Source organism: Methylacidimicrobium sp. AP8 (genome assembly GCF_903064525.1).
Taxonomy (GTDB): Bacteria; Verrucomicrobiota; Verrucomicrobiia; order Methylacidiphilales; family Methylacidiphilaceae; genus Methylacidimicrobium.
The window spans coordinates 265,905-290,349 of the sequence record NZ_LR797830.1 but is presented as its reverse complement, the minus strand read 5'-3'; the positions used below and the strand labels follow the sequence as shown (position 1 = coordinate 290,349).

The 24,445-nt window shown below is 64.8% G+C and carries 20 protein-coding genes; 12 read left to right on the top strand and 8 right to left on the bottom strand.

The window, feature by feature from the left end; genetic code table 11:
- Positions 1 to 5: 5 nt before the first annotated feature.
- The 3 genes from MTHMO_RS01300 to rpsO form a co-directional block, all read right to left on the bottom strand.
- Positions 6 to 482, bottom strand: coding sequence for a redoxin domain-containing protein (locus MTHMO_RS01300; RefSeq protein ID WP_202213179.1), 477 nt, complete (start codon positions 480 to 482; stop codon positions 6 to 8).
- Positions 483 to 536: 54 nt separating this feature from the next.
- Positions 537 to 2,681 (bottom strand): polyribonucleotide nucleotidyltransferase, encoded by a 2,145-nt coding sequence (locus MTHMO_RS01295; RefSeq protein WP_202213178.1) that lies wholly within the window; start codon positions 2,679 to 2,681, stop codon positions 537 to 539.
- 70 nt (positions 2,682 to 2,751) lie between these two features.
- Positions 2,752 to 3,018 (bottom strand): 30S ribosomal protein S15, encoded by a 267-nt coding sequence (gene rpsO, locus MTHMO_RS01290; protein ID WP_202214793.1) that lies wholly within the window; start codon positions 3,016 to 3,018, stop codon positions 2,752 to 2,754.
- 230 nt (positions 3,019 to 3,248) lie between these two features.
- Here rpsO and MTHMO_RS01285 point away from each other — a divergent pair, with 230 nt between their 5' ends.
- Positions 3,249 to 5,147 (top strand): phospho-sugar mutase, encoded by a 1,899-nt coding sequence (locus MTHMO_RS01285; RefSeq protein ID WP_202213177.1) that lies wholly within the window; start codon positions 3,249 to 3,251, stop codon positions 5,145 to 5,147.
- A complete protein-coding gene (locus tag MTHMO_RS01280; protein WP_202213176.1) occupies positions 5,144 to 6,784 on the top strand; it encodes a sodium:proline symporter in 1,641 nt (546 codons plus the stop codon). Before MTHMO_RS01285 ends, MTHMO_RS01280 begins: the two co-directional genes overlap by 4 nt.
- Here the strand turns inward: MTHMO_RS01280 and MTHMO_RS01275 are convergent.
- The 3 genes from MTHMO_RS01275 to MTHMO_RS01265 form a co-directional block, all read right to left on the bottom strand.
- Positions 6,748 to 7,689, bottom strand: coding sequence for an aldolase (locus MTHMO_RS01275; protein WP_202213175.1), 942 nt, complete (start codon positions 7,687 to 7,689; stop codon positions 6,748 to 6,750). The genes MTHMO_RS01280 and MTHMO_RS01275 overlap by 37 nt on opposite strands.
- Before the next feature lie 111 nt (positions 7,690 to 7,800).
- Positions 7,801 to 8,592, bottom strand: coding sequence for an acyl-ACP--UDP-N-acetylglucosamine O-acyltransferase (lpxA, locus tag MTHMO_RS01270; RefSeq protein ID WP_202213174.1), 792 nt, complete (start codon positions 8,590 to 8,592; stop codon positions 7,801 to 7,803).
- A 9-nt stretch (positions 8,593 to 8,601) separates the two neighbouring features.
- The gene (locus MTHMO_RS01265; protein WP_202213173.1) at positions 8,602 to 9,915 is read right to left on the bottom strand and encodes a bifunctional UDP-3-O-[3-hydroxymyristoyl] N-acetylglucosamine deacetylase/3-hydroxyacyl-ACP dehydratase; all 1,314 of its coding nucleotides are present in this window, start codon (positions 9,913 to 9,915) and stop codon (positions 8,602 to 8,604) included.
- Positions 9,916 to 10,073: 158 nt separating this feature from the next.
- Here MTHMO_RS01265 and MTHMO_RS01260 point away from each other — a divergent pair, with 158 nt between their 5' ends.
- Positions 10,074 to 11,855: an ABC transporter substrate-binding protein gene (locus MTHMO_RS01260; protein ID WP_237394687.1), complete on the top strand. Its 1,782-nt coding sequence runs from the start codon at positions 10,074 to 10,076 to the stop codon at positions 11,853 to 11,855.
- Positions 11,856 to 12,100: 245 nt separating this feature from the next.
- On the opposite strand, the gene MTHMO_RS01255 is transcribed toward MTHMO_RS01260, so the two are convergent.
- Complete coding sequence (locus tag MTHMO_RS01255; protein ID WP_202213172.1) at positions 12,101 to 13,435, bottom strand: hypothetical protein; 1,335 nt, start codon at positions 13,433 to 13,435, stop codon at positions 12,101 to 12,103.
- A gap of 165 nt (positions 13,436 to 13,600) precedes the next feature.
- Here MTHMO_RS01255 and MTHMO_RS01250 point away from each other — a divergent pair, with 165 nt between their 5' ends.
- Genes MTHMO_RS01250 through MTHMO_RS01230 form a run of 5 tightly spaced genes read left to right on the top strand, consistent with a single transcriptional unit; the run spans position 13,601 to position 18,281 of the window.
- Positions 13,601 to 14,572, top strand: coding sequence for an ABC transporter permease (locus MTHMO_RS01250; RefSeq protein ID WP_202213171.1), 972 nt, complete (start codon positions 13,601 to 13,603; stop codon positions 14,570 to 14,572).
- Positions 14,569 to 15,639, top strand: coding sequence for an ABC transporter permease (locus MTHMO_RS01245; protein WP_202213170.1), 1,071 nt, complete (start codon positions 14,569 to 14,571; stop codon positions 15,637 to 15,639). Before MTHMO_RS01250 ends, MTHMO_RS01245 begins: the two co-directional genes overlap by 4 nt.
- 12 nt (positions 15,640 to 15,651) lie before the next feature.
- Positions 15,652 to 16,515, top strand: a complete 864-nt coding sequence (locus tag MTHMO_RS01240) for an ABC transporter ATP-binding protein (RefSeq protein ID WP_202213169.1) — start codon at positions 15,652 to 15,654, stop codon at positions 16,513 to 16,515.
- Positions 16,484 to 17,317: an ATP-binding cassette domain-containing protein gene (locus MTHMO_RS01235; RefSeq protein WP_202213168.1), complete on the top strand. Its 834-nt coding sequence runs from the start codon at positions 16,484 to 16,486 to the stop codon at positions 17,315 to 17,317. Before MTHMO_RS01240 ends, MTHMO_RS01235 begins: the two co-directional genes overlap by 32 nt.
- A gap of 13 nt (positions 17,318 to 17,330) precedes the next feature.
- A complete protein-coding gene (locus tag MTHMO_RS01230; RefSeq protein ID WP_202213167.1) occupies positions 17,331 to 18,281 on the top strand; it encodes a class I SAM-dependent methyltransferase in 951 nt (316 codons plus the stop codon).
- 194 nt (positions 18,282 to 18,475) lie between these two features.
- On the opposite strand, the gene MTHMO_RS01225 is transcribed toward MTHMO_RS01230, so the two are convergent.
- Positions 18,476 to 19,120 (bottom strand): hypothetical protein, encoded by a 645-nt coding sequence (locus MTHMO_RS01225; protein ID WP_202213166.1) that lies wholly within the window; start codon positions 19,118 to 19,120, stop codon positions 18,476 to 18,478.
- A 146-nt stretch (positions 19,121 to 19,266) separates the two neighbouring features.
- On the opposite strand from MTHMO_RS01225, the gene MTHMO_RS01220 reads away from it, so the two are divergent.
- Genes MTHMO_RS01220 through MTHMO_RS01205 form a run of 4 tightly spaced genes read left to right on the top strand, consistent with a single transcriptional unit; the run spans position 19,267 to position 24,441 of the window.
- Entirely contained in the window at positions 19,267 to 21,687 is a 2,421-nt protein-coding gene (locus MTHMO_RS01220; RefSeq protein ID WP_237394686.1) for a Lon protease family protein, read from the top strand.
- A complete protein-coding gene (locus MTHMO_RS01215) occupies positions 21,684 to 22,496 on the top strand; it encodes a hypothetical protein (RefSeq protein ID WP_202213165.1) in 813 nt (270 codons plus the stop codon). The genes MTHMO_RS01220 and MTHMO_RS01215 overlap by 4 nt, the downstream gene beginning before the upstream one ends.
- A 24-nt stretch (positions 22,497 to 22,520) precedes the next feature.
- The gene (locus MTHMO_RS01210) at positions 22,521 to 22,970 is read left to right on the top strand and encodes an archease (RefSeq protein WP_202213164.1); all 450 of its coding nucleotides are present in this window, start codon (positions 22,521 to 22,523) and stop codon (positions 22,968 to 22,970) included.
- A gap of 40 nt (positions 22,971 to 23,010) precedes the next feature.
- A complete protein-coding gene (locus MTHMO_RS01205) occupies positions 23,011 to 24,441 on the top strand; it encodes an RtcB family protein (RefSeq protein WP_202213163.1) in 1,431 nt (476 codons plus the stop codon).
- Positions 24,442 to 24,445: the final 4 nt, after the last annotated feature.

The following is a 24,445-nucleotide window of genomic DNA, read 5'->3' as shown; positions in this document are numbered from 1 at the left end:
GGCTTTCAACCGATGCGTCGCACGGCCTCTTCGATGGCGGAAAACTGGGGCAGCACGCTTGGATTCGGAGTTACTTCCGCATAGGCAATCTTGCCTTGCCTGTCGATGACAAAAGCCGCCCGGGCGGCCACATCGCCGATGCCTAAAAGGCCGGGGAGGAGCACGTCATAAGCCCGGGCGACCTCCTTGTTCAGGTCGGAAAGAAGAGGAATCCGGATCCCTTCCCTCTGCGCCCACGCCTCTTGCGCGAAGGGACTGTCCACGCTTACCGCAAGGATCGAAGCATCGAGGCGCTCATACGCGTTAAGCCCCTCGGTCATTCTGCACATCTCCTCGGTGCAGACGCTGGTGAACGCGAGGGGAAAGAAGAGAAGCACGACCTTCCGGCCGCGAAAAGCGCTCAGCCGGACCTCCTCGAGGCCCTCGGGGATTTTTCTTTTCAGCGCGAAATCGGGCGCTGCCGCCCCTACAGGCAATGCCATAGCTCCTCCTTGTCCTGCGGCATGAGGCTAGAAACACCGGCCACAGCGGTGTCCCTACTTTTTCCCCGCCTGCTGCTCCTCTTCCAAACGCTTGTCGCGCAAGGCCGCCTTTCGGCTGAACTTGTAGCGTCCACGCTCGTCGATTCCGATGCACTTGATCCAGACTTCATCCGCCATCCGCACCACGTCTTCCACTCGCCGGACCGGCTTCTCGGCCAACTCCGAAATATGGACCAAACCCTCGCCCTTGCCCCGGATTTCGACAAAGCAGCCGAAATCCTTGATTCCGCTCACCCGCCCTTTGTAGAGGCCTCCTACGACCAGTTCGCCCGCCAATTCCTCCACCATCTCCCGCGCCAGCGCCATGGCTTCCCCGTCGGGCGAATAGATGCGGACGGTTCCATCGTCTTCCACGCTGATCTCCGCTCCGCTTTCCGCGGAAATCCGCTTGATATTCTTGCCGCCCGGTCCGATCAACAGCCCGATCTTGTCGGGATGGATCTTGAGCGTCTCGATGCGGGGAGCGTGCCGGGAAAGCTCTTGGCGCGGCGCCTTCAAAACCTGCTGCATGAAGGCGAGAATCTGTCGCCGGGCAACGGCGGCGCGCTCGATCGCCTCCTGCAAGAGCCGGATCGGAATCCCCGGCAGCTTCAAGTCGAGCTGAAACCCGGTGACCCCCTGCGCCGTGCCCGCCAGCTTGAAATCCATGTCGCCGTAATGATCTTCCAAACCCAGGATATCGGTAAGAAGAACATAACGCCGGATGCCCCCAGCATCGTCCGGCTCGGTCACCAACCCTACGGAAATCCCCGCCACCGGAGCTTTCAGCGGCACGCCGGCATCCATGAGGGAAAGGGTGCCTCCGCAAACCGAAGCCATCGAAGTCGATCCGTTCGATTCCAGAACCTCCGCGTTCACCCGGATGGCGTAGGGAAAGCTCGACTCGGGGGGTACAACCTGAAGAATCGATCGCTCCGCCAGAGCGCCGTGGCCGATCTCCCGGCGGCTCTGCCCGCCGATCCGTCCCACCTCCCCGACGCAGAACGGGGGGAAGTTGTAATGGAGGAGGAATCGCTTCGTCGTCTCTCCACCCCCGTACGCATCGATTTCCTGCGCCTCGCTCAGCGAAGCCAGGGTTGCCATGCAGAGTACCTGGGTCTCCCCGCGGGAAAAGAGGGCCGTCCCATGGACCCGCGGGAGGATGCCCGTCTGGGCCGACAGGGGCCTCACCTCGTCGAACCGCCTGCCGTCGCACCGCTTGCCCTCTTCCAAGACGCGGCGGCGGAACATCTGCACCTGCAGCTTCGTGAATGCTCTGGCCACGTCGGCGTCCGAAGCGGCCGGAAATCGTTCGCGGATCTTTTCGGTCAGCTCCGCCTTCAACCGATCCAGGGCGTTCTCCCGCTCCTGCTTCTGCGGCAGATAGAGTGCCTCTTCGAGCCGGCCGCCCAGCAATTCGGCGGCAAATTCTACGATCTGCGGGTCCGCCAGGTAACAGGTATACGACCTTTTCGCGCGTCCGACCTTCGCCGCGATCTCCTTCTGGCCCCGGATCAGCCCCTCGATCGCCTCATGCGCCACCTCTAGGCTCCGCTGGAAGTCGGCTTCCGGCAATTCTCGGGCGCTCCCTTCAATCATGAGCGCCTCGGTCTCCGTTCCCACGTAAACCAGATCCAGATCGCTAAATTCCCGATCCCGATGGGTAGGATTGACGACCCACTTCCCCTCGAGCCGGCCGAGGCGAACCGCACCCACAGGCCCCGCAAAGGGAATGTCCGAGACCATGAGCGCCAGCGACGTCGCATTGATCGCCAGGATGTCCGGGTCGTTTTGCGCGTCGGCGGAGAGCATGGTGACGATCGCTTGCGTTTCGTAAAAATATCCCTTGGGGAACAGAGGCCGCAGCGGACGGTCGATCATCCGCGCGGTTAGAATCTCCTTCTCGCTCGGACGTCCCTCCCGACGAAAATATCCTCCGGGGATGCGGCCCGCCGCGGCCGCTCGCTCCCGATATTCGACCTGAAGAGGCAAGAAGTCCTGTTCCGGTTTAACCGATTTCGTGGAGACCACGGTGGCCAACACCACGGTCTCCCCGCAGCTGACCACGGCGGCACCGTCGGCCAATTTGGCCAGCTGGCCCGTTTGCAAAATAACCGGCGATTCCCCACAAGCGACCGATACGCGTACTGGAAGTTCCATTCCTGATCCTTTCTCTTCTGCGATACCTGGAAGCCCAAGATCCAGGGCCCATCTGCTCCAGTAGCAACGGCTACTTGCGCAACGACAACCGGCCGATCAGCTCGCGGTAGCTGTCGGGTTCCGTCCGATTCAAGTAATCTAGCAACTTGCGCCGGCGGTTCACCATCCGCAACAGCCCGCGCCGCGAGCTGTGATCCTTCTGATGCTGTCGGAGGTGGCCGGTGAGTTGCTGGATTCTTTGAGTGAGAAGGGCTACCTGGACGGTGGCCGATCCCGTGTCGCTGTCGTGACAGCGAAATTCGGTGATGATTGCTTGCTTCTTCTCCGGATCCAGCATCGCTTTTTTTTCTTGTTCCTTTTTGACCGAAGATAGCGGAGAAGCTTCCTGTTGGCCAATTGTTTTCTGACGCAAACGCGCCTTCACCCCTGGAAAAGGGGCAGGCCTGCCCCTGGGGAACACCTCCCGCATGGGGAAGCATGGGCGGGTAGCGGCAACCGAGCCGGAATCCGGCGGGGCTTCCCGGGTCTCTTGTCAGCCGCCTTTCCGATGAGTAGGGTTTCCGCAGCGTGCGTCGGTCCACAACCCTTCGTTCTCCGCACTCCCTTCGATTCCCTCCGCAGGCGGAGGGCAAGCTCTCTCCCAGCGCCGCGAAGCACCTTGTCGACTTCCTCGCCCTTCCCGATCTCTGCCCGGTCGAGCGGGCGAGCATCGCCGAGCTGCTCGACGCCGAGGACTGGGAGGAGATCGAACACCGGTTCGGCCCTTCCCTGTTCTTCGGCACGGGAGGAATCCGCAGCCGGACGATCGGCCGGGTTCCCACGGCGGCGGAACGGGGAGGGGCCGATCCAGGCGAGCCCCCTCGCTTCCCGGCGGTGGGAACTGCGACGCTCAACCCGAGGACGGTCCGCCGAACCGCTCTCGGGCTCGGCCGGTATTTGCTGCGCTCGGCAGCCACACGCCCCCTTTCCGCCGTGATCGCGCGCGACACCCGCCTCTTCTCCGCGGAGTTCGCCGACGTCTGCGCCGATGCCCTGCGCCAGCTCGGATTCCGCGTTTGGGTATTTCCCGAGGAGCGACCCACGCCGGAGCTTTCTTTCGCGATTCGGCGGCTCTCCGCCGACGCGGGGATCATGGTCACGGCAAGCCACAATCCCCCTTGGGATAATGGGCTCAAGGTCTATCTCTCGGACGGAGGCCAGATCACAAACGAGGTGGCCGAGGGGGTGAGCCGCGCCATCGAGGAAATCCCCTTTTCGAATCCACTTCGACAAGAAGGACCTCCCGGTCCCCTCGAGCCCCTCGGGCCCGACCTCGACCAGGCGTACTTCGAGGCGGTAGAGTCGGCGATCCTGGAGCCGGCCGCTTTCCGGCTCGCAACGCGGCGGGTTCGGGTCGTCTATACCCCATTGCACGGCGCAGGACTGCGCACCGTCCCCGCTCTGCTCGCGCGCCAAGGAATCGATTGCTCTCTTGTCAAGGGCCAGGACACCCCGGACGGTCGATTTCCCGGAGTCTCCTCGGCCAACCCGGAAGATTCCCGGTCGCTGGCGGAAGCGATCGCGCAAGCGAGCGCGGAAGGGCGTAATCTGGTCCTGGGCACCGATCCGGACGCCGACCGCTTGGGCGCCGCCGTCCGCGACACCGCCGGCGGCTGGCGCATCCTGACCGGGAATCAGATCGCGGCCTTGCTCGCTTACTACCGGTGCGAGCGGACCTTCGCCCGTCGCGCCGCCGATGGCGGCGCCGGCATTCCCGTGCTGCTCAAAACCTTCGTGACCACCGACCTGCTCCGCGCGATCGCCGAAAGCTTCGGCGTCCGTTGCGTGGAGACCCTGACCGGATTCAAGCATATCGCGGCCAAACTCCGGCGATACGAGGAGATCGCGGCAAAGAACCCGCAGGACCGCCGCCGGCTCATCTTCGGCGGAGAAGAGAGCCACGGCTGCCTCTGCACGGATCGGGTGCGGGAGAAGGACGGCAGCGCCGCCGCCCTTCAGCTCGTCGAGGCGGCAGGGTGGGCCGCCCGCGACGGGAAGACCCTGCCGGGTCTCTTGGATTGGCTCTACCGTCGGTTCGGCTTCTTTGCCGAACGGTTGCACACGCTCACCCTGGAAGGGACGGACGGCTCTAGAAAGCGCAACGAGCTTCTGGCTTCGTTTCGAGAAGCTCCTCCCCGCGGGCCGGGCGGAGACCCCCCCGTGGGCACGGAGGACTTCGAGACCGAAGACCATTGGGATGCCGACGGAGAGCTCTTGCCGAGAGAACCATTTTTGCGCTTCTCCTTCCGCGGAGGAGAGCGACTGGCCGTCCGCTGCTCGGGCACCGAGCCGAAGCTTAAGTTTTATCTTTTCCATCAGGCTGGAGCGGAGCACGACCTCCGTGCTCAGGAAGAGCGGGTCGAGGCCCGCCTCGCCGCCTGGTGGCGGGCGATCGCTGCGGACGCGCAGTCGCGCCTCTCCCGATGAGACCTTCGCTCCCCGGGGGCTTCCCTGCCATCGACGTCGCGGTTCTCCTGCTCTATCTGGCTATCGTCCTTTGGGTGGGCTTCCAGGCGGGGAAGCGCCCAAAGACCGTAGAGCAGTTCGCCCTCGGCGGGCACAGGATGCCGTGGTGGGCGGTCCTTGGCTCGCTGATCGCCGCGGAGACCAGCGCGGCCTTCTTCCTGGGTACCCCGGCGGAGGGCTACGCGCTCGGAAATTATGAATACCTCCAGCTTTCGCTCGGGACGGTCCTCGCCCGCGTGGTGGTCGCCTACCTCTTCGTCAAGCCGTATTTCGCCTATCGCGTCACCTCGATCTACCAGTTTCTCGACCTCCGTTTCGGCCCGAAGACCAAGTCGGCCGCATCGGCCATCTTCCTCCTGACGCGGCTGCTCGCCTCCGGCGCCCGGCTCTACGTTGCCGCTATCCTTCCCGTGCTCGGCGTGAAGCTGCTCCGGGGCGGCCCGGTTTCCGCCGGGGAGGAGCTCTCGATCTATGCCGCCTCCGCCCTCCTGCTCACCCTCTTCACGACGCTCTACACGGTCGCGGGCGGCATTCGGGCGGTGATCTGGACCGATCTGCTCCAGGCGGGCCTCATGCTCTCCGGCGGCATCCTGACTCTCTCCCTCCTTTTCCAAAAGATCCCCTGGGGAAGCAGTTCGCCCTTCCGGGAGGCCGCCCGGCTCTTATCCGCGCTCCCTTGGGCGGAGACGGGAATCGATCCGCAAAAGAACCTCTGGGAAAATCTCGGCTCGATCTTTTCCTCCGACTACACAATCTGGGCCGCGCTGATCGGCTCCACTTTCACCACCATGGCGACTCACGGCGCCGATCAGGATCTTGTGCAGCGCCTTCTCACGGCCAAGAACCACCACCGGAGCCGACTCTCGCTGATCCTTTCGGGGCTGACCGACGTGCCGCTGGTCTTCCTCTTCTTGACGATCGGGATCTTTTTAGGCCTCCTGGCCCGCTCCGCGCACGACACCCGCTTTCCCACGCAGGCAAACGAGGTCTACCCCTATTTCATCCTCTGCGGAACCCCTCCCGGCATCCGCGGTCTGCTCATCGCCGCGATCTTCGCGACCGCCATGGGTTCTCTTTCCGCAGCCTTGAACGCCATGGCGACCTCTTTTTGCGAGGACTGGGCCTTCCGGTTCCTTCCCGCCGGCTCCGGCGACCGGGCGAAGCTACGGCTTCTCCGGAGCGCGACGGTGCTCTTCGCTCTTTTGTGCGTCTCCATCGCCTGCGCGACCGCCTCCTTCGTCCTCCATTCCCCGCAATCCCGCATTCTTCCCATCGTCCTCGGCCTTTTCGGATACACCTACGGCCCGCTCCTGGGCGTCTTTCTGCTCGGCGTTCTTACGCGGAACCGGGGAAGCGACTTCGGAAACTGCGTGGCAATGGCGGCGGGCCTGGGGACGGTCGCCCTGCTCAGCGGTACCCCCCAGGGGATTCTCGGGCTGGTCTCGCAGGCGGACGCGGACCGACTGGCCTGGCTGCCGTGCGTCTCCTTCCCTTGGCGGGTCTTTGTGGGGAGCTGTTCGACCTTCCTCGTCGGCCTCTGCTTCCGCGCTCCCGCGCCCGCTCATCCGGTGGTCGAGGAGGCGGAGAGCTCCTTGTGATACAAGGCGACGGCTTGCTCCGCCGTCGCTCCGTCAAGCGTGATCGCGGAGATCGCGTTGCAAAACGCGATGGCCTCGGATAGCGGCCGTTGATGGATGTTCCGCCCCGTCGCGTTCCCGGCCGCACCTGCTTCATGGATCTGCGCATGCAGCCTCGCCAGGAATTCGGGCACGCTCTCTTCTTTCCCCCCGGCGCAAATCAGCCGAGTCCGTCCAGCCGCCCGGACTGCCTCCCGGAGCGCCGCCGCGTTCCGCCCGTCCTTCGCCTTCGGCTCGTTCACCTTCACGAAATCGGCTCCCAGGCACGCCGCCAAGCCGGCGGCACCCGCGATCAGGTGGGGATCCCGCTCATCGGAAACGGCCGCTCCCCTTGGATAGGCCCACAGGATCGCCAGCAAGCCGCGCCGGTGCGCCTCGAACACCAGCCGCGCCGCTTCCCGCAGCATCTCCGGCTCCGCCCGGCTGCCCGGATAGATCGTGTAGCCCACACCGAGGATCGGAAGAGAAGAGGATTCCCGAAAGCGGTCGAGCTGCTCGAAGGAGAGCCACTGGCGGCTATCCGGATCGCCCATCTTGGTGGGAATCAGGTGGGTCTTGCTGTTGAGCTTCACCACGTAGCGGATCCCGGGGTAGTCCTCTCCGTAGCGCGCGATGAGCCCGAGCTGGGTCGCCATGACGCCGATCCGGGCGCGCGAGGCGATGCGGAAGAGATGCTCGGGATCCCCGTCGTCCTCGGCGATGCCCGGGCCGTAAAAGTCGTCGTTGAGATGCTCGACCTTCTGGTCGGCGGCCATCATCATCAGCCGACCCGTGCCCCGGGTCATCTCGGCGAAGTTCTGCTCATAGCGAGGCCGCAGATCGGCGGGCACATCGAGAGGCGCTTTTTGCATGGGCGAAAGACTCATGGAACGGATTCTCCTGTTGGTTGCGCGGGTGCCTCGGGCATGCCCCGGGATGGCGCCGCTTTAGACTAAACGCCGCCGTTGCCTCCCGGCAAGGCCGAACCGGCGCGTTCCCTAGGAACCGCTCAACGGGCGGGTGACACCCCGCTCGGTGGAGCGCAAGAAAGCAAGGAGGTTCTCCACCTCCGGGGTCAGCTCTCCGCTCCGTTCGACCGCTTCGATTCCCTGGCTCTGGTTTCTCCCTTCCTCAAAGAGGAGCCGATAGGCCCGACGAAGGCTCTCCAGCGCCTCCTTGGCGAAGCCGCGGCGCTTGAGCCCGACCCAATTGAGGGAATGGAGCCGCGCGGGATTCCCATCGACCAAGCAATAGGGCGGCACATCCTGCACCACCTTGGTGCAGCCTCCCAACATCGAGTACGCGCCGAGCCGGCAGAACTGGTGAACCGCCGTCAGCCCGCCGATGGTGACATAGTCTGCGACCTGCACATGTCCGGCCAGGGTGGCGTTGTTGGAGAAGATGCAGCCGCTCCCGATGACGCAATCATGCGCAATATGGACGTAGGCAAGAAAAACGTTCCCGGAGCCGATCACCGTTCGCCCGCCTTCTCCCGTCGCCCGGTTGACGGTCACGAACTCCCGAAAGCAATTGCCCGCGCCGATCGAAAGAAATGTAGGCTCGCCGCGGTACTTGAGATCCTGACTTTTTTGACCGATCGAAGAGAAGGGGAAAAATTCGTTACCGGGCCCGACCTCCGTTTTCCCCGTCACCGACGCGTGGTGGTGGAGAATGCAGCCGTCCCCCAACCGGACCTCCGCGCCGACAAAGGCGTAGGGGCCCACCTCGACGCCGTCTCCGAGAACAGCTCCGCGTTCGAGGATCGCCGTGGGATGGACCAGGGTCGGCATCTTCCGCCGTCAAATCGAATCGACCAGCGCGAAAAGCAGCTCCCCTTCGCAGGTGACCCGGTCGTTGACCAGACACCGTCCCGAAGCCCGCCCGATCTTGCCGCGAAAGCTGATGAGCTCCGCTTCGACGATCAGCGTATCTCCCGGCATCACCGGCCGACGGAACTTCACCTTGTCCGCGCTCATGAAAAATCCGAGCTTCCCCGCATTACCGGCTTGTCGGAGCAGGAGGATGCTGGCCAGCTGGGCCATGGCCTCGAGCTGCAGGACGCCCGGCATGATGGGGTGACCTGGGAAATGCCCTTGAAAGTAGGGTTCGTTCATGGTCACGGCCTTTTGACCCACGGCCTTGACGTCGCCCTCGAACCGGAGGACGCGGTCGATCATCAGAAAGGGATAGCGGTGCGGAAGGATCTTGAGGACATCCCGGATATCCAAGGCGCCCTCCCCTGTCGGGATGTTCTCGAGGGGCATGAGCTGCGAGAGGTAATCCCGGTGCGCCTTTTGGAGCGCCCTGGCCATCTCCACATTCAGGGTGTGGCTCGGCTTCGCGGCGAAGATATGCGCTTTGAGCCGGTGCGGGAAGAGCGCGAGGTCTCCGATCATGTCGAAGATCTTGTGGCGGACGAACTCGTCCGGGAATCGGAGCGGCTCCTGGCAGAAGATGGTCTCCCCGCGAATCACAATCGCGTTTTCCAAGCTCCCCCCCTTGATCAACCCCTTTTCCATGAGGGGCTGCACCTCTTCGTAAAAGACAAACGTCCTGGCGGGAGCGATCTCGGCGGCGAAGCGCTCGGGGTCATAGTCCCAATGGAGGAATTGCGTAAATTTGCCGGTATGCGTCACCTGGGTACAGGTGAGGGAAAAAGACGAACTCGGCCACGCGATCAGGTAAGCGCCCTCTTTCCCCTGGACGCAAAGCGGTTCCCGGAGCTCGAAGAACGAGACCGGGCGATCCTGTTCGCGGAGGCCCGCGCGCCGGATCGCCTCGACGTAGATCTTTCCGCTGCCGTCTCCGATCGGCGGCTCGTTGGCGCTCAGCTCGATCAGCGCGTTATCGACCCCGCATCCCCGCAGACTGGCCAAGACATGTTCCACCGTGTGAATCTTGACATTGCCCTCCCCGAGGGTGGTGGCCCGCTCGGTCTGCCGCACATGATCGATGTGCGCCGCGACGGTGGGCTCATCGGCCAGATCAACCCGCTTGAACACGTAGCCGGTGTCGGGATCGGCCGGACGCAACACCAGGGACACCGGCTGGCCGGTATGCAGGGAGTTGCCTTCAATCCGCACAGGCTCCCGCAATGTCTTCTGTCGAATCATCGTGATTTTTCCGCCTCGGTTCCCCGTGCTTCGTCTACCCTGGGATCCGGCAAACGAAAAGCTTCTTCTCATCCGGAACCGCGTAGAGCATCGTCCCGCCGGCGCCGGTGGCAGGACCCGCTGGCGGGAGAGGGGCGCAATGGGCTATGCCATAGGGAATGATCGTGAGGAAGACAAGCCTTCGGCTGATCCCCGTCCTCCTTTCGGCCGGCTGCGGGCTGGTAACGCTCTCCTGCTCCCCGCCGACGCGGCTCGAAGAAAGGCCGAGCTTTCCGATCCCGGAGGACGCCGACGTCTCTAAAGCCCAGCCGGGAAAGCCGGGAGGGATATTCATCGAGGCTAGCCCGGGCGAGCCGAACACCTTCAATTGGCTCGTCGCCGAAGACGCCTCCTCGGCCTCTTTTCTCGGACTGCTCTTCGACGGGCTCACCGCCTATAACCCCATTCGGGAGGAAGTCGTGCCGGCCCTGGCGAAATCCTGGGAGGTCGGACCCGACAGCCGCACCTTCACCTTTCACCTCCGCAAAGGGCTCACGTGGAGCGACGGGGTCCCGCTGACCGCCGATGACGTGCTCTTCACCTTCCAGTGCGTGTACGATCCCCGCTATCCCAACCGGAACGCCTACGACCTCTCGGTCAACGGCAAGCCTTTCCAAGTCGAAAAGCTCGACCCGCACACCGTGCGGATCCGCACCCCCGATATCTTCGCCCCGTTCCTCCGCTACATGTCCGGGGTGACGATCATGCCGAAGCATCTCCTCCAAGGAGCGTACGAGGACGGGACCCTGCTTCGCGCCTGGAGCATCTTCACCGCCCAAAAGACGCCCCAGGCCATCGCCGGCAGCGGCGCCTTCCGCCTGCACAGCTACCGACCCGGCCAGATGATTATTCTCGAGGCCAATCCCCGCTATTGGCGGGTTGATTCCTCGGGCCGTCGACTCCCCTACCTCGATTTTCTGATCGTGAAGTTCGTAAAAGACCAGAACGCCAGCGTCGTCGCCTTCGCCTCCGGCCAGACCGACGCCGACACGATTCCCCCCGACGACGTCGCCTGGGTCCGGCGCGGGGAGAAGATCTACCACTACACCGTCTACGACCGTGGCCCTTCCACCGCTTCGACCTTCCTCTGGTTCAACCAGAATCCCGGACGGGACAAGAGCGGAAAGCCTTTTGTGACGCCCTATAAGCTCCGCTGGTTCCAGGACCGGCGCTTCCGACAGGCGATCTCTTACGGGATCAACCGGGAAGGCATGGTCAAGGGCATTCTCTTCGGCCGAGGCCAGCCTCTCTGGGGACCGGAAAGTCCGGCGAACACCAAATGGTTTAATCCCCGAATCCGCCAGTATCCCTTCGATCCCGGGCGCGCGGAGCAGCTATTGACCGAAGCCGGTTTCCATCGACAAGGGGACGGCACGCTGGCGGATGCGGAGGGTCATCCCGTAAGCTTCACGCTTCTGACCAACCAGGAAAACTCCCTACGCACGGCCATGGCGACGGTCTTCCAGCAGAACATGAAAGCGCTGGGCATCGACGTGCGTCTCCAGTTCCTCGACTTCGGCGCCCTCGTCACCAAGATCAGCGACTCATTCGACTACGAAGCCTGCCTTCTGGGACTGACGGGTGGCGGCGACCCCGCCGACGGCATGTCGGTCTTCATGAGCAAGGGACGGCTCCACCAGTGGTACCCGAGCCAGCCCGCGCCGGCGACTCCCTGGGAAGCCCGGATCGACGCCCTTATGATCGCCCAGCTCACGACCCTCGATGAAAGCCTCCGCAAGCGCTACTGGGACGAGGTCCAGCAGATCCTCAGCGAGGAAGTCCCCTACATCTACCTGGTCACGCCCGAGATCTACGCCGGGCTGCGGGACAAGTGGCGCAATGTCCAGATCCCGAAGATCGGCTCAGTCGTCTGGAACCTGGAGGAAGTCTGGGCTCCGTAGGCTAGCGGCGGCCGCCGGGACCGTCCGGGGTGCCTCGCCGCCGACCCGGCTGCTCCGAGTGCGCTAAAGGCCATTTCTCACAAATTTCGTAGCCGAGGCGCCGCAAATGGGCTTGGGTGCGAGGCGGGCGCAGGTTTTCCACCGGAGCTGTATGAAGACATACTGCGAGGATGGAAAACCAAGCGGGAGCGAAGCAGACGAGCCCGTTTTGCAAGCCGTAGGAGAAAGCTTGTGAGAAATGGCCGCTAAGGACCAGGCGAGCCGCGGGAGCGGCGCAGGAAATCGAGGGCCGAACGGATCGTCCTCTCTACCCCGGCTTTCACCGCTTCCTTCGCCACGGCGGTAATCCGTGGGCTCAGATCCTCTTGGGGATCCCGGACCGTGCCGGTCACGGTTACCGGAGCCCAGAGATAACCGCCCTTCTCCTCGGAAAAGATCTTTTCCCGGGCGCTCGGCAAGAGCGCCACCCGCTCCGGCGCGAGGCCGACGGCTAGGTGGCCGCTTAGCGAATCCCCCCGCACCTGAAGGCTCCCCTCGATCCGCATCCGGCCTCGGGATTCGATCTCGATCCGCTCGAAGGAAAGATCCCCGGGCTCGGCCTGCAGATGCGCCCGGGCCCGGTCGAGAGGAAGCGCCGCCGCTCCTCCGCCGTTGAGCGCCAGCTCTACGAGCCACGGGAGACCCTCCAGCTTCCCATGCGCCAGGGACAAATCCGCCTCCACCTTCCACGGGCCCCGGCGGGGAGCCGCCACGGTCCCTTCGGCCTCCAAATCCCCCTCGACCCGATTCCGCCAAGCTTCCGGCAGCCAAGGGGAAAGGGCGACCCCGGAGGCCGAGAAGCGGAGCTCGCCCTCCCCGGGATCCCGCCAGCGGAACCTCCCGGCAAGGAGGATCGAACCCGAGGGCTCGCTGCGGAGCCGCCCCTGCTCCAAGGAAAGCCCTCCCGTATCGAGACGGAAGCGAAGCTCTTCGAGGCTGAGGTTCGGCAGGGAAGCGCAGGCGATCGTTCCTCCGCCGGCCTTCCCGTTCCACGCCGATCCTTCGGCCTTGAGCGAAACGCGCGTGCCGCTCAAGGCCCCCCCGCCGAGAATGGACGCCGGCCAGCGCAGATCAACCCTCTGGATTTCCCCTCGTTCGAGGCTCATCCGGCCAAATCCGGCCCGCGCCCTCCCCGCCCCGGGGGCCTCCGGCGGCCCGGACGGTCGGGAGCCGTCGGACGTCGGTTCGCCCTCCCTTCGCGCCGCACGAAAGACGATCTCCAGATGCGCGATGCGGAGCGGGTCGATCCGCCAAATTCCGTGGGCCACCGCGGAGAGCGCAAAGCGCGCCTCCAGGTCTTCGGCTCGCAGCTCTCCGATCGGCGATCCCGGAACGCCCTCCCCCGAAAACCCGCCGCTGCCGACCGCAAGCCCGCGGAGCCGCAGCGGGGAAAACCGTCCCTCGACCCCGATACCTTCGGCCACCGCTCGAGAGAGATAGGAGCGCAGGCCCTCGCCGTTCCAATACGCCGCCGCCACGCAAAGGACGATAGCCAGCGACGCGAGGAAAAGGAATCCCAGCACTCCCAAAACCTTCTTCATCGCCCTTTCCTCGGGTTGTCTGCGGTAGATCTTTCGGCTGGTCCCTTTGCTTTCCCGCGCTACGCGTGCTCTCGGTCGTCTTCCGCGGAGGAAATGTATTGTCTTTCCCCCACTTCCGAGCCCTTATCAAGAGACAAAACCCGACAGGCGTTTCCCTTCTTTCCGATGGTTCTCTTTGTTCTCCGGCGGCTGCTCTTTTTGATTCCCCTGCTCCTCGGCGTTACCTTGCTGGTCTTCTACCTCATGTCGCTGACCCCGGGGAATTTCCTCACCCCCATCAAGGCCCAGCGCGACATCAGCCCCGAGTTTCTCGCGGCCCTGGAAAAGAGCTTCGGTCTGGATCAGCCCTGGTACACGCGCTATGTTCTCTGGCTGCGCAACGTGCTGCACGGCGATTTCGGCTACTCGTGGACCTACAAGGTCTCCGTAGTCGACCTGCTCTGGCAACGCGTGCCAGCCACCCTCCTCCTCAACCTGACGAGCTTCGCCTTCGCTTGGTCGGTCGCGATACCCCTGGGAGTTCTTGCGGCGGTCCACCGAAATTCCTGGTGGGATCGCTTGACCGCTTTTCTCGCCTACGCCTCCCTCTCCATCCCCGAATTCTTCCTGGCCCTGCTCGCCGTCTATTTTGCCGCGCGAACGGGCTGGTTCCCGCTCGGAGGGCTCACGTCGATCGAGCATGAGTTCCTTTCCCCCATCGGCCGCGTCCTCGACGTTGCCCATCATCTGATCCTCCCGACCCTGGTTCTCGGCCTGGGCAGCATCGCCTCCTTGATGCGCATCCTACGAGCCAACGTTCTCGACGTCATCCGCGCCGAATACGTGACCACCGCGCGGGCCAAAGGGCTGCCGGAAAATGTCGTTATCTGGCGGCATGTCTTCCGCAACGCGGTGAACCCGCTCCTGAGCACCCTCGGCTACGTGATCGCCGGGCTCCTGAGCGGCTCCTTGCTCGTGGAAAACGTGATGAGCTATCCGGGCCTAGGGCAGCTGATCTACTCGGCCTTCATCCGCCAGGATCAGTTCGTGGTCCTCGCGTCGGTCGTTTTAAGCTGCATCCTCCTGGTCCTGGGCAACCTCTTCTCCGACATCCTGCTCGCATGGGTCGATCCCCGCGTCCGCCTCCCCGCCCGATGAATTCTCTCCCCCCCAAAGCTTCCGCGCTCTGGCGGCAGGTGCTCTCCCGCCCGCAGGGCGCCTTCGCGCTCGGGCTGCTCGGCCTTCTTTACACCTGCGCCCTCTTTGCGCCCTTCCTGGCCCCCTACGGCCCCGGGGAGCAGGATCTCCAAAAGACCTACCATCCTCCGACCGCCATCACCTGGACGCGGGAAGGCCTTTCCGTCCGCCTCTACGAGAATGCGGACCCCACGCAGGCGCTCTACCGGCCGATCCCCGGGCGGACAGCCGCGCTCCGCTGGCTACCGATCGGCTATCCCTACCGCCTCTTCGGCCTTTTCCCCTGCCGCCGCCATCTTTTCGGAGTCGACCCGCCCGAGAAGATCTATCTACTGGGCAGCGACAGCACCGGCCGGGACGTCTTCTCCCGGCTGCTCTACGGTGCGCAGGTCTCGCTCAGCATCGGCCTGATCGGGATTTCGATCAGTTTGGGCGTGGGCTTGATCGCCGGGGGCCTCGCCGGATATTTCGGCGGATGGTTCGATTCGGTCGTCATGCGCACGACGGAACTCCTAATGGCGATTCCGGGGCTCTACCTGCTGCTGGCCCTCCGCGGAGCTTTCGCCAGCCAATTCAGCTCGGGCCAGGTCTATCTGCTGATCGTGGTCATCCTGAGCTTCCTCGGCTGGTCGGGCGCGGCGCGGGTCGTCCGGGGGCTGGCCCTTTCCCTCCGAGCGCAGACCTTCGTCGACGCCGCAATCGTGACGGGCCTTTCGCCCTGGCGCATCCTCTGGAAGCACTTGCTCCCGAACCTGGCGAGCTATCTCCTGGTCGCCGCGGCGCTGAGCATTCCCGGATACATCCTAGGCGAGGCGGCGTTGAGCTTCCTGGGGATCGGCATTCAAGAGCCTTCGGCTTCCTGGGGCCTGATGCTCGCGCAAGCCCAGGAAATGAAGGTGTTCATGTGCAACTTCTGGTGGCTGCTGACGCCCGGAGCCGCGGTGTTCGTGACGGTGGCCGCCTTCAATCTGCTGGGAGACACCCTCCGGGATGTGATCGATCCGCATTTCCGCACCGGGGGCCGATAGTCCTTTCCCGCCATGCCCGATCTGCATTCGGCCCCGATCCTCGAGGTTTCCGACCTCACGATCGAGTTCGCCAACGGAGAACGAACCGTTCGCGCCGTCGACGGCATCTCCTTCTCGATGGCTGCCGGCTCGACGCTGGCGGTCGTCGGGGAAAGCGGCAGCGGCAAGAGCGTGACCGCTCTCGCCCTAGCCCGCCTCCTTCCTTCACCGCCGGCCCGGATCCGCTCGGGAAAGGTGCTCTTCGAGGGCACCGACCTGCTGACCCTTCCCGAAAGAGCCCTGCGCCGCTATCGGGGAGGCAAGATCGCCTACGTCTTCCAAGAGCCTTCCACGTCGCTCAACCCGGTATTTTCCGTCGGATTCCAGCTGAGCGAAGCGATGGCGCTCCACCGGCAGGACCTGACGGACCGCCGGGCGGCCGGGATTGCCGCCCTTGCCGAGGTGGGCATCCGGGACCCCGAGCGATGCTGGAAAAGCTACCCGCACCAGCTTTCGGGAGGGATGCAGCAGCGCGTGATGATCGCAATGGCCTTGGTCTGCCGGCCGCGGCTTCTGGTCGCCGATGAGCCGACAACCGCCCTCGACGTCACGATTCAAGCCCAGATCCTCGATCTGCTGCGCGGGATTCGCACCCGCTTCGGCATGGCGATCCTGCTCATCACCCATAATTTCGGCCTTGTCAAGGGATTCGCGGACCAGGTGGTCGTCATGTTCCGCGGCAAGCTCGTGGAGCACGGCCCCACCGATATCCTTCTCGCCCGGCCGCGCCATCCGTACACGCAGGCGCTCATCGCTTGCGTCCCCCGACTGGGGGAGGGCAGGAAACGCCTGATCACCATCGACTATGCCCAACTCGAACGCCTCCTCTCTTCCTGATCCGGGCGATCCCGCGCCGCTTCTGCTGGAGGTCGAGGACCTCGTCGTGCGCTACCCCCTTCCCGGCGGCCTCTTTTTCCGCTCCCGGCGCTTCGTCGAGCCCGTCAAGGGTGTCTCCTTCCGCATCCGGGCCGGCCAGACGGTCGGTCTGGTCGGCGAAAGCGGAAGCGGGAAGACGACGATCGGCAAGGCCGTCGTCCGGCTGGTCCCGCCCTACTCGGGTGCCATCCGCTACCGGCAGGAGCGGATCGACACCCTTTCGGGGGCGCGCCTGCGCCCCTATCGGAAACGAGTGCAGATGATCTTTCAGGACCCGCACAACTCGCTCAATCCTCGGCTGACGATCGCCCGGATCGTCGGCGAACCTTTGGAAGTCCACTTCCCCGCCCTCCGCCCGCAGGAACGGCGGGATCGCGCCGCCCAACTGCTGGCGCGCGTCGGCTTGCCCGCCGACTCCCTCGATCGCTTTCCGCACGAGTTTTCCGGAGGCCAGAGGCAGCGGATCGGCATCGCCCGCGCCTTGGCGGTCGAGCCCGAGCTGATCGTCTGCGACGAGCCGGTCAGCGCGCTCGATGTTTCGGTCCAGGCGCAGATCGTGAACCTCCTCCAAGACCTCCAGCAAGAGCTCGGCCTCGCCTATCTCTTCATCTCGCACGACCTGGCGGTCGTCGAGCACATGAGCGACTTGGTGCTGGTGCTCCACGAGGGAAAGATCGTCGAGGCGGCGCCGCCGGAAGAGCTCTACCGGAATCCGCAAAACGAGTACACGCGGAAGCTCCTGGCTGCCGTGCCATCTCTGTAGCATCGCGGCGCCTGTGGCCTCCCCCCACCCTTCGTCGGAAGCCGAGCCCGGTTGGATCGGGCCGGCGCAAATCGCCGCCTTCGCCGCGTCCGGCACCACCATCCATCGCCTCTTTTCGGGACCCGACGGCTGGATCGAACGGCTGGGCCGAGATCTGCTCGTTTCCTGGAATTCCCCCGGAACCCTCCCTTCTCTCTTGTCCGAGCTCGAAGGTTGGAGAAGCCGGCTCGGCCTGGCCGTCGACCGGATCTTCCTGCGCAAGCGCTGGGAGAGGGGCCGAACTTCCCGGCTCACACTCGTTTCGGGCAGTCGCGGCCTACCCCCAACCGCCACGGCCCAGGAAAACGGGCTCTCCTTCCTCCTCCGGTTCGACGCCGGAGAGTCGACGGGCTTCTTCCTCGATCAACGGGAGAATCGTGCCTTTCTCCGGAAGATAAAGCCGAGGCGCCTCCTCAACCTCTTCGCCTACACCTGCTCCTTCGGCGTCGCAGCGGCCTCGGCCGGCGCCTGCACCTGGAACGTCGATCTCTCCCCGCGCATTCTCGAATGGGGGAAGGAGAACTACCGGTTGAACTCCCTCGATCCCTCCTCCCACTGGTTCCTTGCGCGGGATGCGCGCGCGGTCTTCCCATACCTCTCCCGGCGCCGGGCACGCTTCGACGCCTGCGTGATCGATCCCCCCACCTACGCCCACGGGCGCCGGGGAGCCGACTTCTCTCTCCCGCGCGATCTTGGAGAACTGCTCCTTGGAGTTCTGCCGCTCTGCGAGCCGGGCGCCCATCTGCTGCTCTCGACCAACTATCGCCCCTGGCGGCCTGCGGATCTCCTTCGGGAAGCCGCCCGCGCTTGTCATCGGGCGGGAGCCAAGCTCGAGCCGCTGCCGTCTCCGCCGCATCCCGCGGATCTTCCCGAAGGAAGCGGACCCGCTACCCTTTGGCTGCGGATTTTCCCGGGACACCGTTGAACGGGCCTTTCGCGCGGCTTTTTCCGCTAGCGGCCATTTCTCAAAAATTTCGTAGCCGAGGCGCCAAAGGAGGCGCAAGCCGGTCCTTCTCGGTGCAGAGCCCAAGAGCGGTCGTCGCGGCCGTCTCCCCCAAGATTCCGATTCACACTGGCCCGGGCGAGCCTTTTGCCGCCGCCCTCTCCTGTACCCTCGCCTCAATGTCGTGCGGCGACGAGCCGGTAGGCCCCACGGAAGGTGATCTCCACATCGAATCTCCACCGTCGGGCCGACAACCCCAGGGCCTCCACCAGCTCACTCCCGAGGAAGCCCGCCCGGACGGCGGCCCGACCTTCCTCGTAGGCAGCGCGGCTCAGGCCGACGAGGCGGAGGAGCCGAAGCTCGCTTAGATGCAACCCGCGACGAGCCGGCTCGACCGCTAGCAGGAGGCGGCAGGATCGATCGATCGCCCGGCCGATCTTCCCCAGATCCTCGTTCGAGAATCGAAACAAGACGAGGTTGGCCAAAACCAGAGGGTAGTCTCCCCACCCGCGGAACTCCCGCACCTCCTCGCGACGCCATTCCCAAGGAAGCGGCCAAGCCGCCGGGCGAGCGCCCGGATCGAGCCCTGTTAACGCCAGCTTCTCCCTTAGCTTCGGATCCCAGTAGAGCCGCCGGCCGAGCGCTCCGTCTCCGGGGCTGATTTCGACACCGCGCGCAAACTCCCGCACGCGCTGGCGCAGCTGCCGGCAAAACCAGCCCGGGTTCCCCATGAGGCGACAGATCCGGCGCAGCTCGCGCCGCCTCCGCTCCGCTTCGAGGCTTTCCGGCGGAAGGCGATCGAAAACAGCAGGCTGGACCACTCTTTCCATGGTGCGGGCTGGACCGGAAAACCATATCCCCCGAAGAAGACGATGGCGCAGTCTTTTTTTCCGGCCGAACTCTTCCCTTTTTCGGCATCCCGGTAAAAACCCTTTACAGGAAGAAGGCCCTTCCCGAAAAAGCTATTGTGCGATCCGATTTCCGCCTAGATGCCAAGACCCTCGACCGCCGCATCGATCCCGCCCGACTTCCCTTCGAGACAACCGCGGAGCTAACCCGGATCCCGGGTGTGCTGGGCCAGACACGAGCCACGGAGGCGATGCGCTTTGGCATCGGGATGGAGCAGCCCGGGTACAACCTTTTCGTCATGGGGCCGAGCGGGGTCGGAAAACGCACCGTGGTGCTCCGCCTGCTCCGGGAGCGAGCGGCAGGTCGGAGCGTTCCGCAGGATTGGGCTTACGTGTTTGCGTTCGACAACGAGCGGCGGCCGAGGGCGCTGGGGTTTCCGCCCGGGAAGGCCAGAGAGTTCGCCGAGGATATGGATCGCTTCGTGGAGGATCTGCGCGCCGGCATCCCCGCGGTTTTTGACAGCGACGAATACCGGGCGCGCGCGCAGGATATCGAGCAGAGGTTCCACGACCGGCGGGACCGGGCTTTCTCGGAGCTCCGCGATCGCGCGCAGAAGGACGGGATCGCCTTGCTCCAGACACCGGCCGGCTTTGCCTTCGCCCCGCTCAAGGACGGCGAGGTCCTCGACCCGGAAAGCTTTGCCAAGCTGCCTGAGGAGGAAAAGCAGAAGATCCAGAATCGGATCTCCGCCTGGCAAGAAGAGCTGACTAGGGTGATCCGCGAGATTCCCAAGTGGCGGAGAGAAGCGCAGGCCGAGCTGCGCGAGCTCAACCGCTCGGTCGTCCACTCGACGGTCTCGAACCTGCTCGAGGAGCTCAAAACCAAATATTCGGATATGCCGGCTGTTCACGCCCACCTGGAGTCGGTCGAACGGGATGCGCTGAAGAACGCCGAAAGCTTCCGGCCCCCGAAAGAGGGCGACGCCCTTCCGCCGGGGATGAATCCCCCCGGCATCGGCCCCGATCCAGTCGAAGCCTTCCTCCGCCGTTACCGGGTGAACGTCGTGGTCGACCAGCGCGGCGCCAAGGGCTGCCCTGTTGTTCTGGAGGAGAATCCGACCTTTTCCAACCTTTTCGGAACAGTCGAGCACGTCGCGCAAATGGGAGCGTTGGTCACCGACTTCTCGCTCATCCGCCCGGGCTCTCTCCACAAGGCCAACGGGGGCTATCTCGCGATCGACGCGCTCCGGCTCCTCTCCCATCCCTTTTCCTGGGAAGGGCTCAAACGGGCGCTCCGCAGCCGCCAAATCCGGATCGAGCCGCTGGGCGAGGCTCTCGGGATCCTCAGCACAGTCTCGCTCGAGCCGGAACCGATTCCGCTCGAGGTGAAGGTGGTCCTGCTCGGCGAGCGCTGGCTCTATTATCTGCTGCACGAGCTCGACCCCGAATTCTCCGAGTTGTTCAAGGTGGTGGCCGATTTCGAGGAAGACATCGATCGTAGCGAGGCGATCCTGATGCCTTACGCCGAGTTCCTCGCGGACGAGGCACGCAAGGCGAATCTCCTGCCCATGGACCGCGGGGCGGTAGCCCGCCTGCTGGAGGAAGGAAGCCGGATCGCCGCAGACGGCAAGAAACTTACGCTGCGCAGACGAGCCGTGACGGATCTCCTCCAGGAAGCCGACTTTTGGGCCCGGGACGCCGCGGCGCGGATCATCACGGAAGCTCACGTCGAGAAAGCGATCGCCGCCGCCGAGGCGCGCTCGGGCCGGATCCGGGAGCGGCTGCGGGAAGAAGTGCTGCGGGGCACCCTTTTGGTCGACTGCGACGGAGAGAGCGTGGGCCAAGTCAACGGCCTGGCCGTATTCGCGGCGGGAGGCGTGCTCGTCGGCCATCCCACCCGGATTACGGCACGGGCGCGCTTCGGCAGCGGGAAGGTGGTGGACATCGAGCGCGAAGCCAAGCTGGGAGGTCCGATTCACTCCAAGGGGGTCCTGATCCTTTCCGGATTCCTGGCCGGCCGCTACGTGCCGGAGGAGCCGCTCTCGCTCACGGCGACCCTCGTCTTCGAGCAGTCCTACGGGATCGTCGATGGGGACAGCGCTTCCTGCGCGGAGCTTTGCGCCCTTCTCTCGACGCTGGCCGATCTCCCGATCCGGCAATCCTTGGCGATCACCGGATCGATCAACCAGAAGGGGCGGGTGCAAGCGATCGGGGGGGTCAACGAAAAGGTCGAGGCGTTTTTCGACATCTGCCGCGCGCGCTCCCTTACGGGTCGCCAGGGGGTGATCATCCCCGCGGCCAACGTCGATCATCTCGTCCTACGCCGGGAGGTGCTCGAAAAGGTCGAGCAGGGGCTTTTTCACCTCTATGCCGTGGAGACGGTCGACCAAGCCATGGAACTCTTGACGGGCCTCCCGGCGGGCGAGCGCGGTCCGGATGGCCGCTATCCGGAAGAGAGCGTCAACGGACGGGTGGAACGCAAGCTGAGCGAGTTTGCCCGCAGGGCGCGTTCGCTTTCCTCCGGCGGAGCACAGGCGTGAGGATCGACCGGGTCGTCCTATTCGGACAATCCTGCTCCGAAGGAGGAGCGGAGGCGGCGGCGGAGCTTGCTGCGCACTTCGAAGCCGAGCTCGCCTACCTCTTCCTGGAGGACAGCAACCTTCTCCGGTTGGCCGAACTTCCCTTGGCTGCCGAAATCGGGATGGACACCGCTTGCCGGCGCCGGCTGGAACCGGCCGCCGTCGAGCGTGCCTTACGCGCCTTAGCGTCCCACGCCGAAGAAGCCGTGAGCGGCTTGGCACGCCGCTTTCGCATCCCTTGGTCCTTTCAGGTGCTCCGCGGCATGCCCGCGGAGGCGCTCTCGGAAGCCGCCTCGGCAACCGATCTGATCTTCTTCCTTCGCTCCCAGTCCCGCGTTGGGATACCGACGCGAGAAGAAGCCCTCGCCCGGGAAATCGTCTCCCGTTCGGGAGCCGCCGTCCTCTATCTCTCCGGCGAGAGCTCGATCCAACCACCGATTGGGGTCTTCTCTTCGGGAAAACCTTCCGAGCTACCGACCTTGCGCCTGGTTGCAGCCCTCGCGCGGGACTTTCCTGCAAAGCTCGTCGTGCTCTGCTCGGCATCGGGGGGGGAAGTCCCGCCTGATCCCGAATTCCGGGAGCTTCTCCGGGACGCCCCCTCCTCAACCCTCCGATCCGGCATCCCTCCGAAGGCCTGGCCGATCTTGACGGCGGCGGCGCGCGAGGGGGTCGGCCTCCTGGCGATCTCGATCGGAGGCTCGGCTCTTCCTCCCGGGGAGATCGAATCGATCTGCAGCCAAGCCTTCTGCCCGATTCTCTTGCTTCCGTAAGAGCAAAACGGGAAACTCGTGGCCATGGCAACCGTCCAACCGCCGGAAGCTGCGTTTCACCCGCGCTGGGAACACTTCGCCCACGGCGCCGACGTCGGCATTCGGGGCATCGGTTCTTCCCGGGAAGAAGCCTTCGCCCAAGCCGCGCTCGCCTTGACGGCGGTCGTCGCCGACCCGCGGCGGATCGCACCCCGGGAGCCGATCGCCATCGCATGCAGCGCCGCGAACCAAGAAGCTCTGCTCTTCGATTGGCTCAACGCTCTGATTTTCGAAATGGCTACCCGCCGGATGCTCTTTTCCCGATTTTCGGTCAGCCTGCACGATGGCCGCCTGGAAGGAACGGCCTGGGGAGAGCCGCTCGATCCGGAACGCCACCAACCGGCCGTCGAGGTGAAGGGAGCCACCTACACCGAGCTACGGCTTTTCCGCAACCCGGCCGGCGAATGGGTGGCGCAGTGCGTCGTCGATGTCTAAGGTGCGTAGCCGCCTTTGCTTTTTTTGATTACCTTAGGCCATGGACCTTTCCCGCCTCCGAAAACTCTCCGAGACCGCCTGGGAGCTTCCGCCGCAGGGGCCGATGCGCGTGCCCGCCGTCTTCTACGGCACCCGGTCGCTCCTCGAAGAGATGGACGAGAAGGTCGCCGAGCAGGCGGCCAACGTCGCCTCGCTCCCGGGGATCGTCCGGGCGGCTTACGCGCTGCCCGATGCGCACTGGGGCTACGGGTTCCCGATCGGGGGGGTAGCCGCCTTCGATCCGGAGCAAGGAGGGGTGGTTTCGGCAGGAGGGGTAGGCTTCGACATCTCCTGCGGGGTGCGCACCCTCTTAACGGGGCTGCCCAGAGAATCGATAGCCGGTCGGGAGGAGGAACTCGCCGGGGCTCTGGCACGCGAGATCCCGGCCGGGGTCGGAGCCCGGGGAAAGGTCCGGCTGGACGACTCCCAAATGGACGCCATGCTCCTCGGCGGGGCGCGATGGGCGGTCGAATCGGGCTTCGGCGAAGCCGAGGACCTCGACCGGATCGAGGAGCGGGGCTGCATGGACGGGGCCGACCCTTCTGCGGTCTCCCGGGAGGCCAAGCGCCGGCAGAAGGACGAGATGGGAACGCTCGGCTCGGGCAACCATTACGCCGAGGTTCAGGAGGTGTCGGAAATCTACCGGGCGGATATCGCCCGGGCCTACGGCCTGGAGCGGGGCGAGCTCGTGATATCGATTCACTGCGGCTCGCGCGGCCTCGGGCACCAGATCGGAACCGACTTCCTTCGCGAGATGGCCGCTGCCGCAGATTCTTTCGGGCTCCGGCTCCCGGAGAAGGAGCTCGCCTCCGCCCCTCTCTCCTCCGAGCTGGGCCGGCGGTATCTGGGAGCGATGCGCGCGGGGATCAACTGCGCCCTGGCCAACCGCCAGATTCTCACCCATCTCATCCGGAAGGTTTTCGCTCGTTTCTTCCCGGGCCATCGCCTCGCTCTTCTCTACGACGTCTCCCACAACACCTGCAAGGAGGAGATCCATTCCGTCGACGGAAGGCCGGTTCGGCTCTTTGTCCATCGAAAAGGGGCCACACGCGCCCTGGGCCCCGGCCACCCTGATCTTCCAAGCGCTTTCTCCCCTTGGGGGCAGCCTGTCCTGATCGGCGGAAGCATGGGCACCTGCTCTTACATCCTCGCCGGGGATCCGCACAGCGAGGAAAAAACCTTCTCCTCGGCGGTGCACGGAGCCGGCCGGCAGATGAGCCGAAACCAAGCGGCGCGAACCTGGGACGGAAAGGATCTGGTGGAGGAGCTGGAACGTCGAGGCGTTCTGGTCCGCGCCCGATCGCACCGCGGAGTGGCCGAAGAAGCCCCGGGAGCGTATAAGGACGTCTCGGCCGTCGTCGACGCGGCCGAGGCGGCGGGGCTGGCTCGAAGGGTGGCCCGGCTCAATCCGCTGATCTGCGTCAAAGGCTAAACAT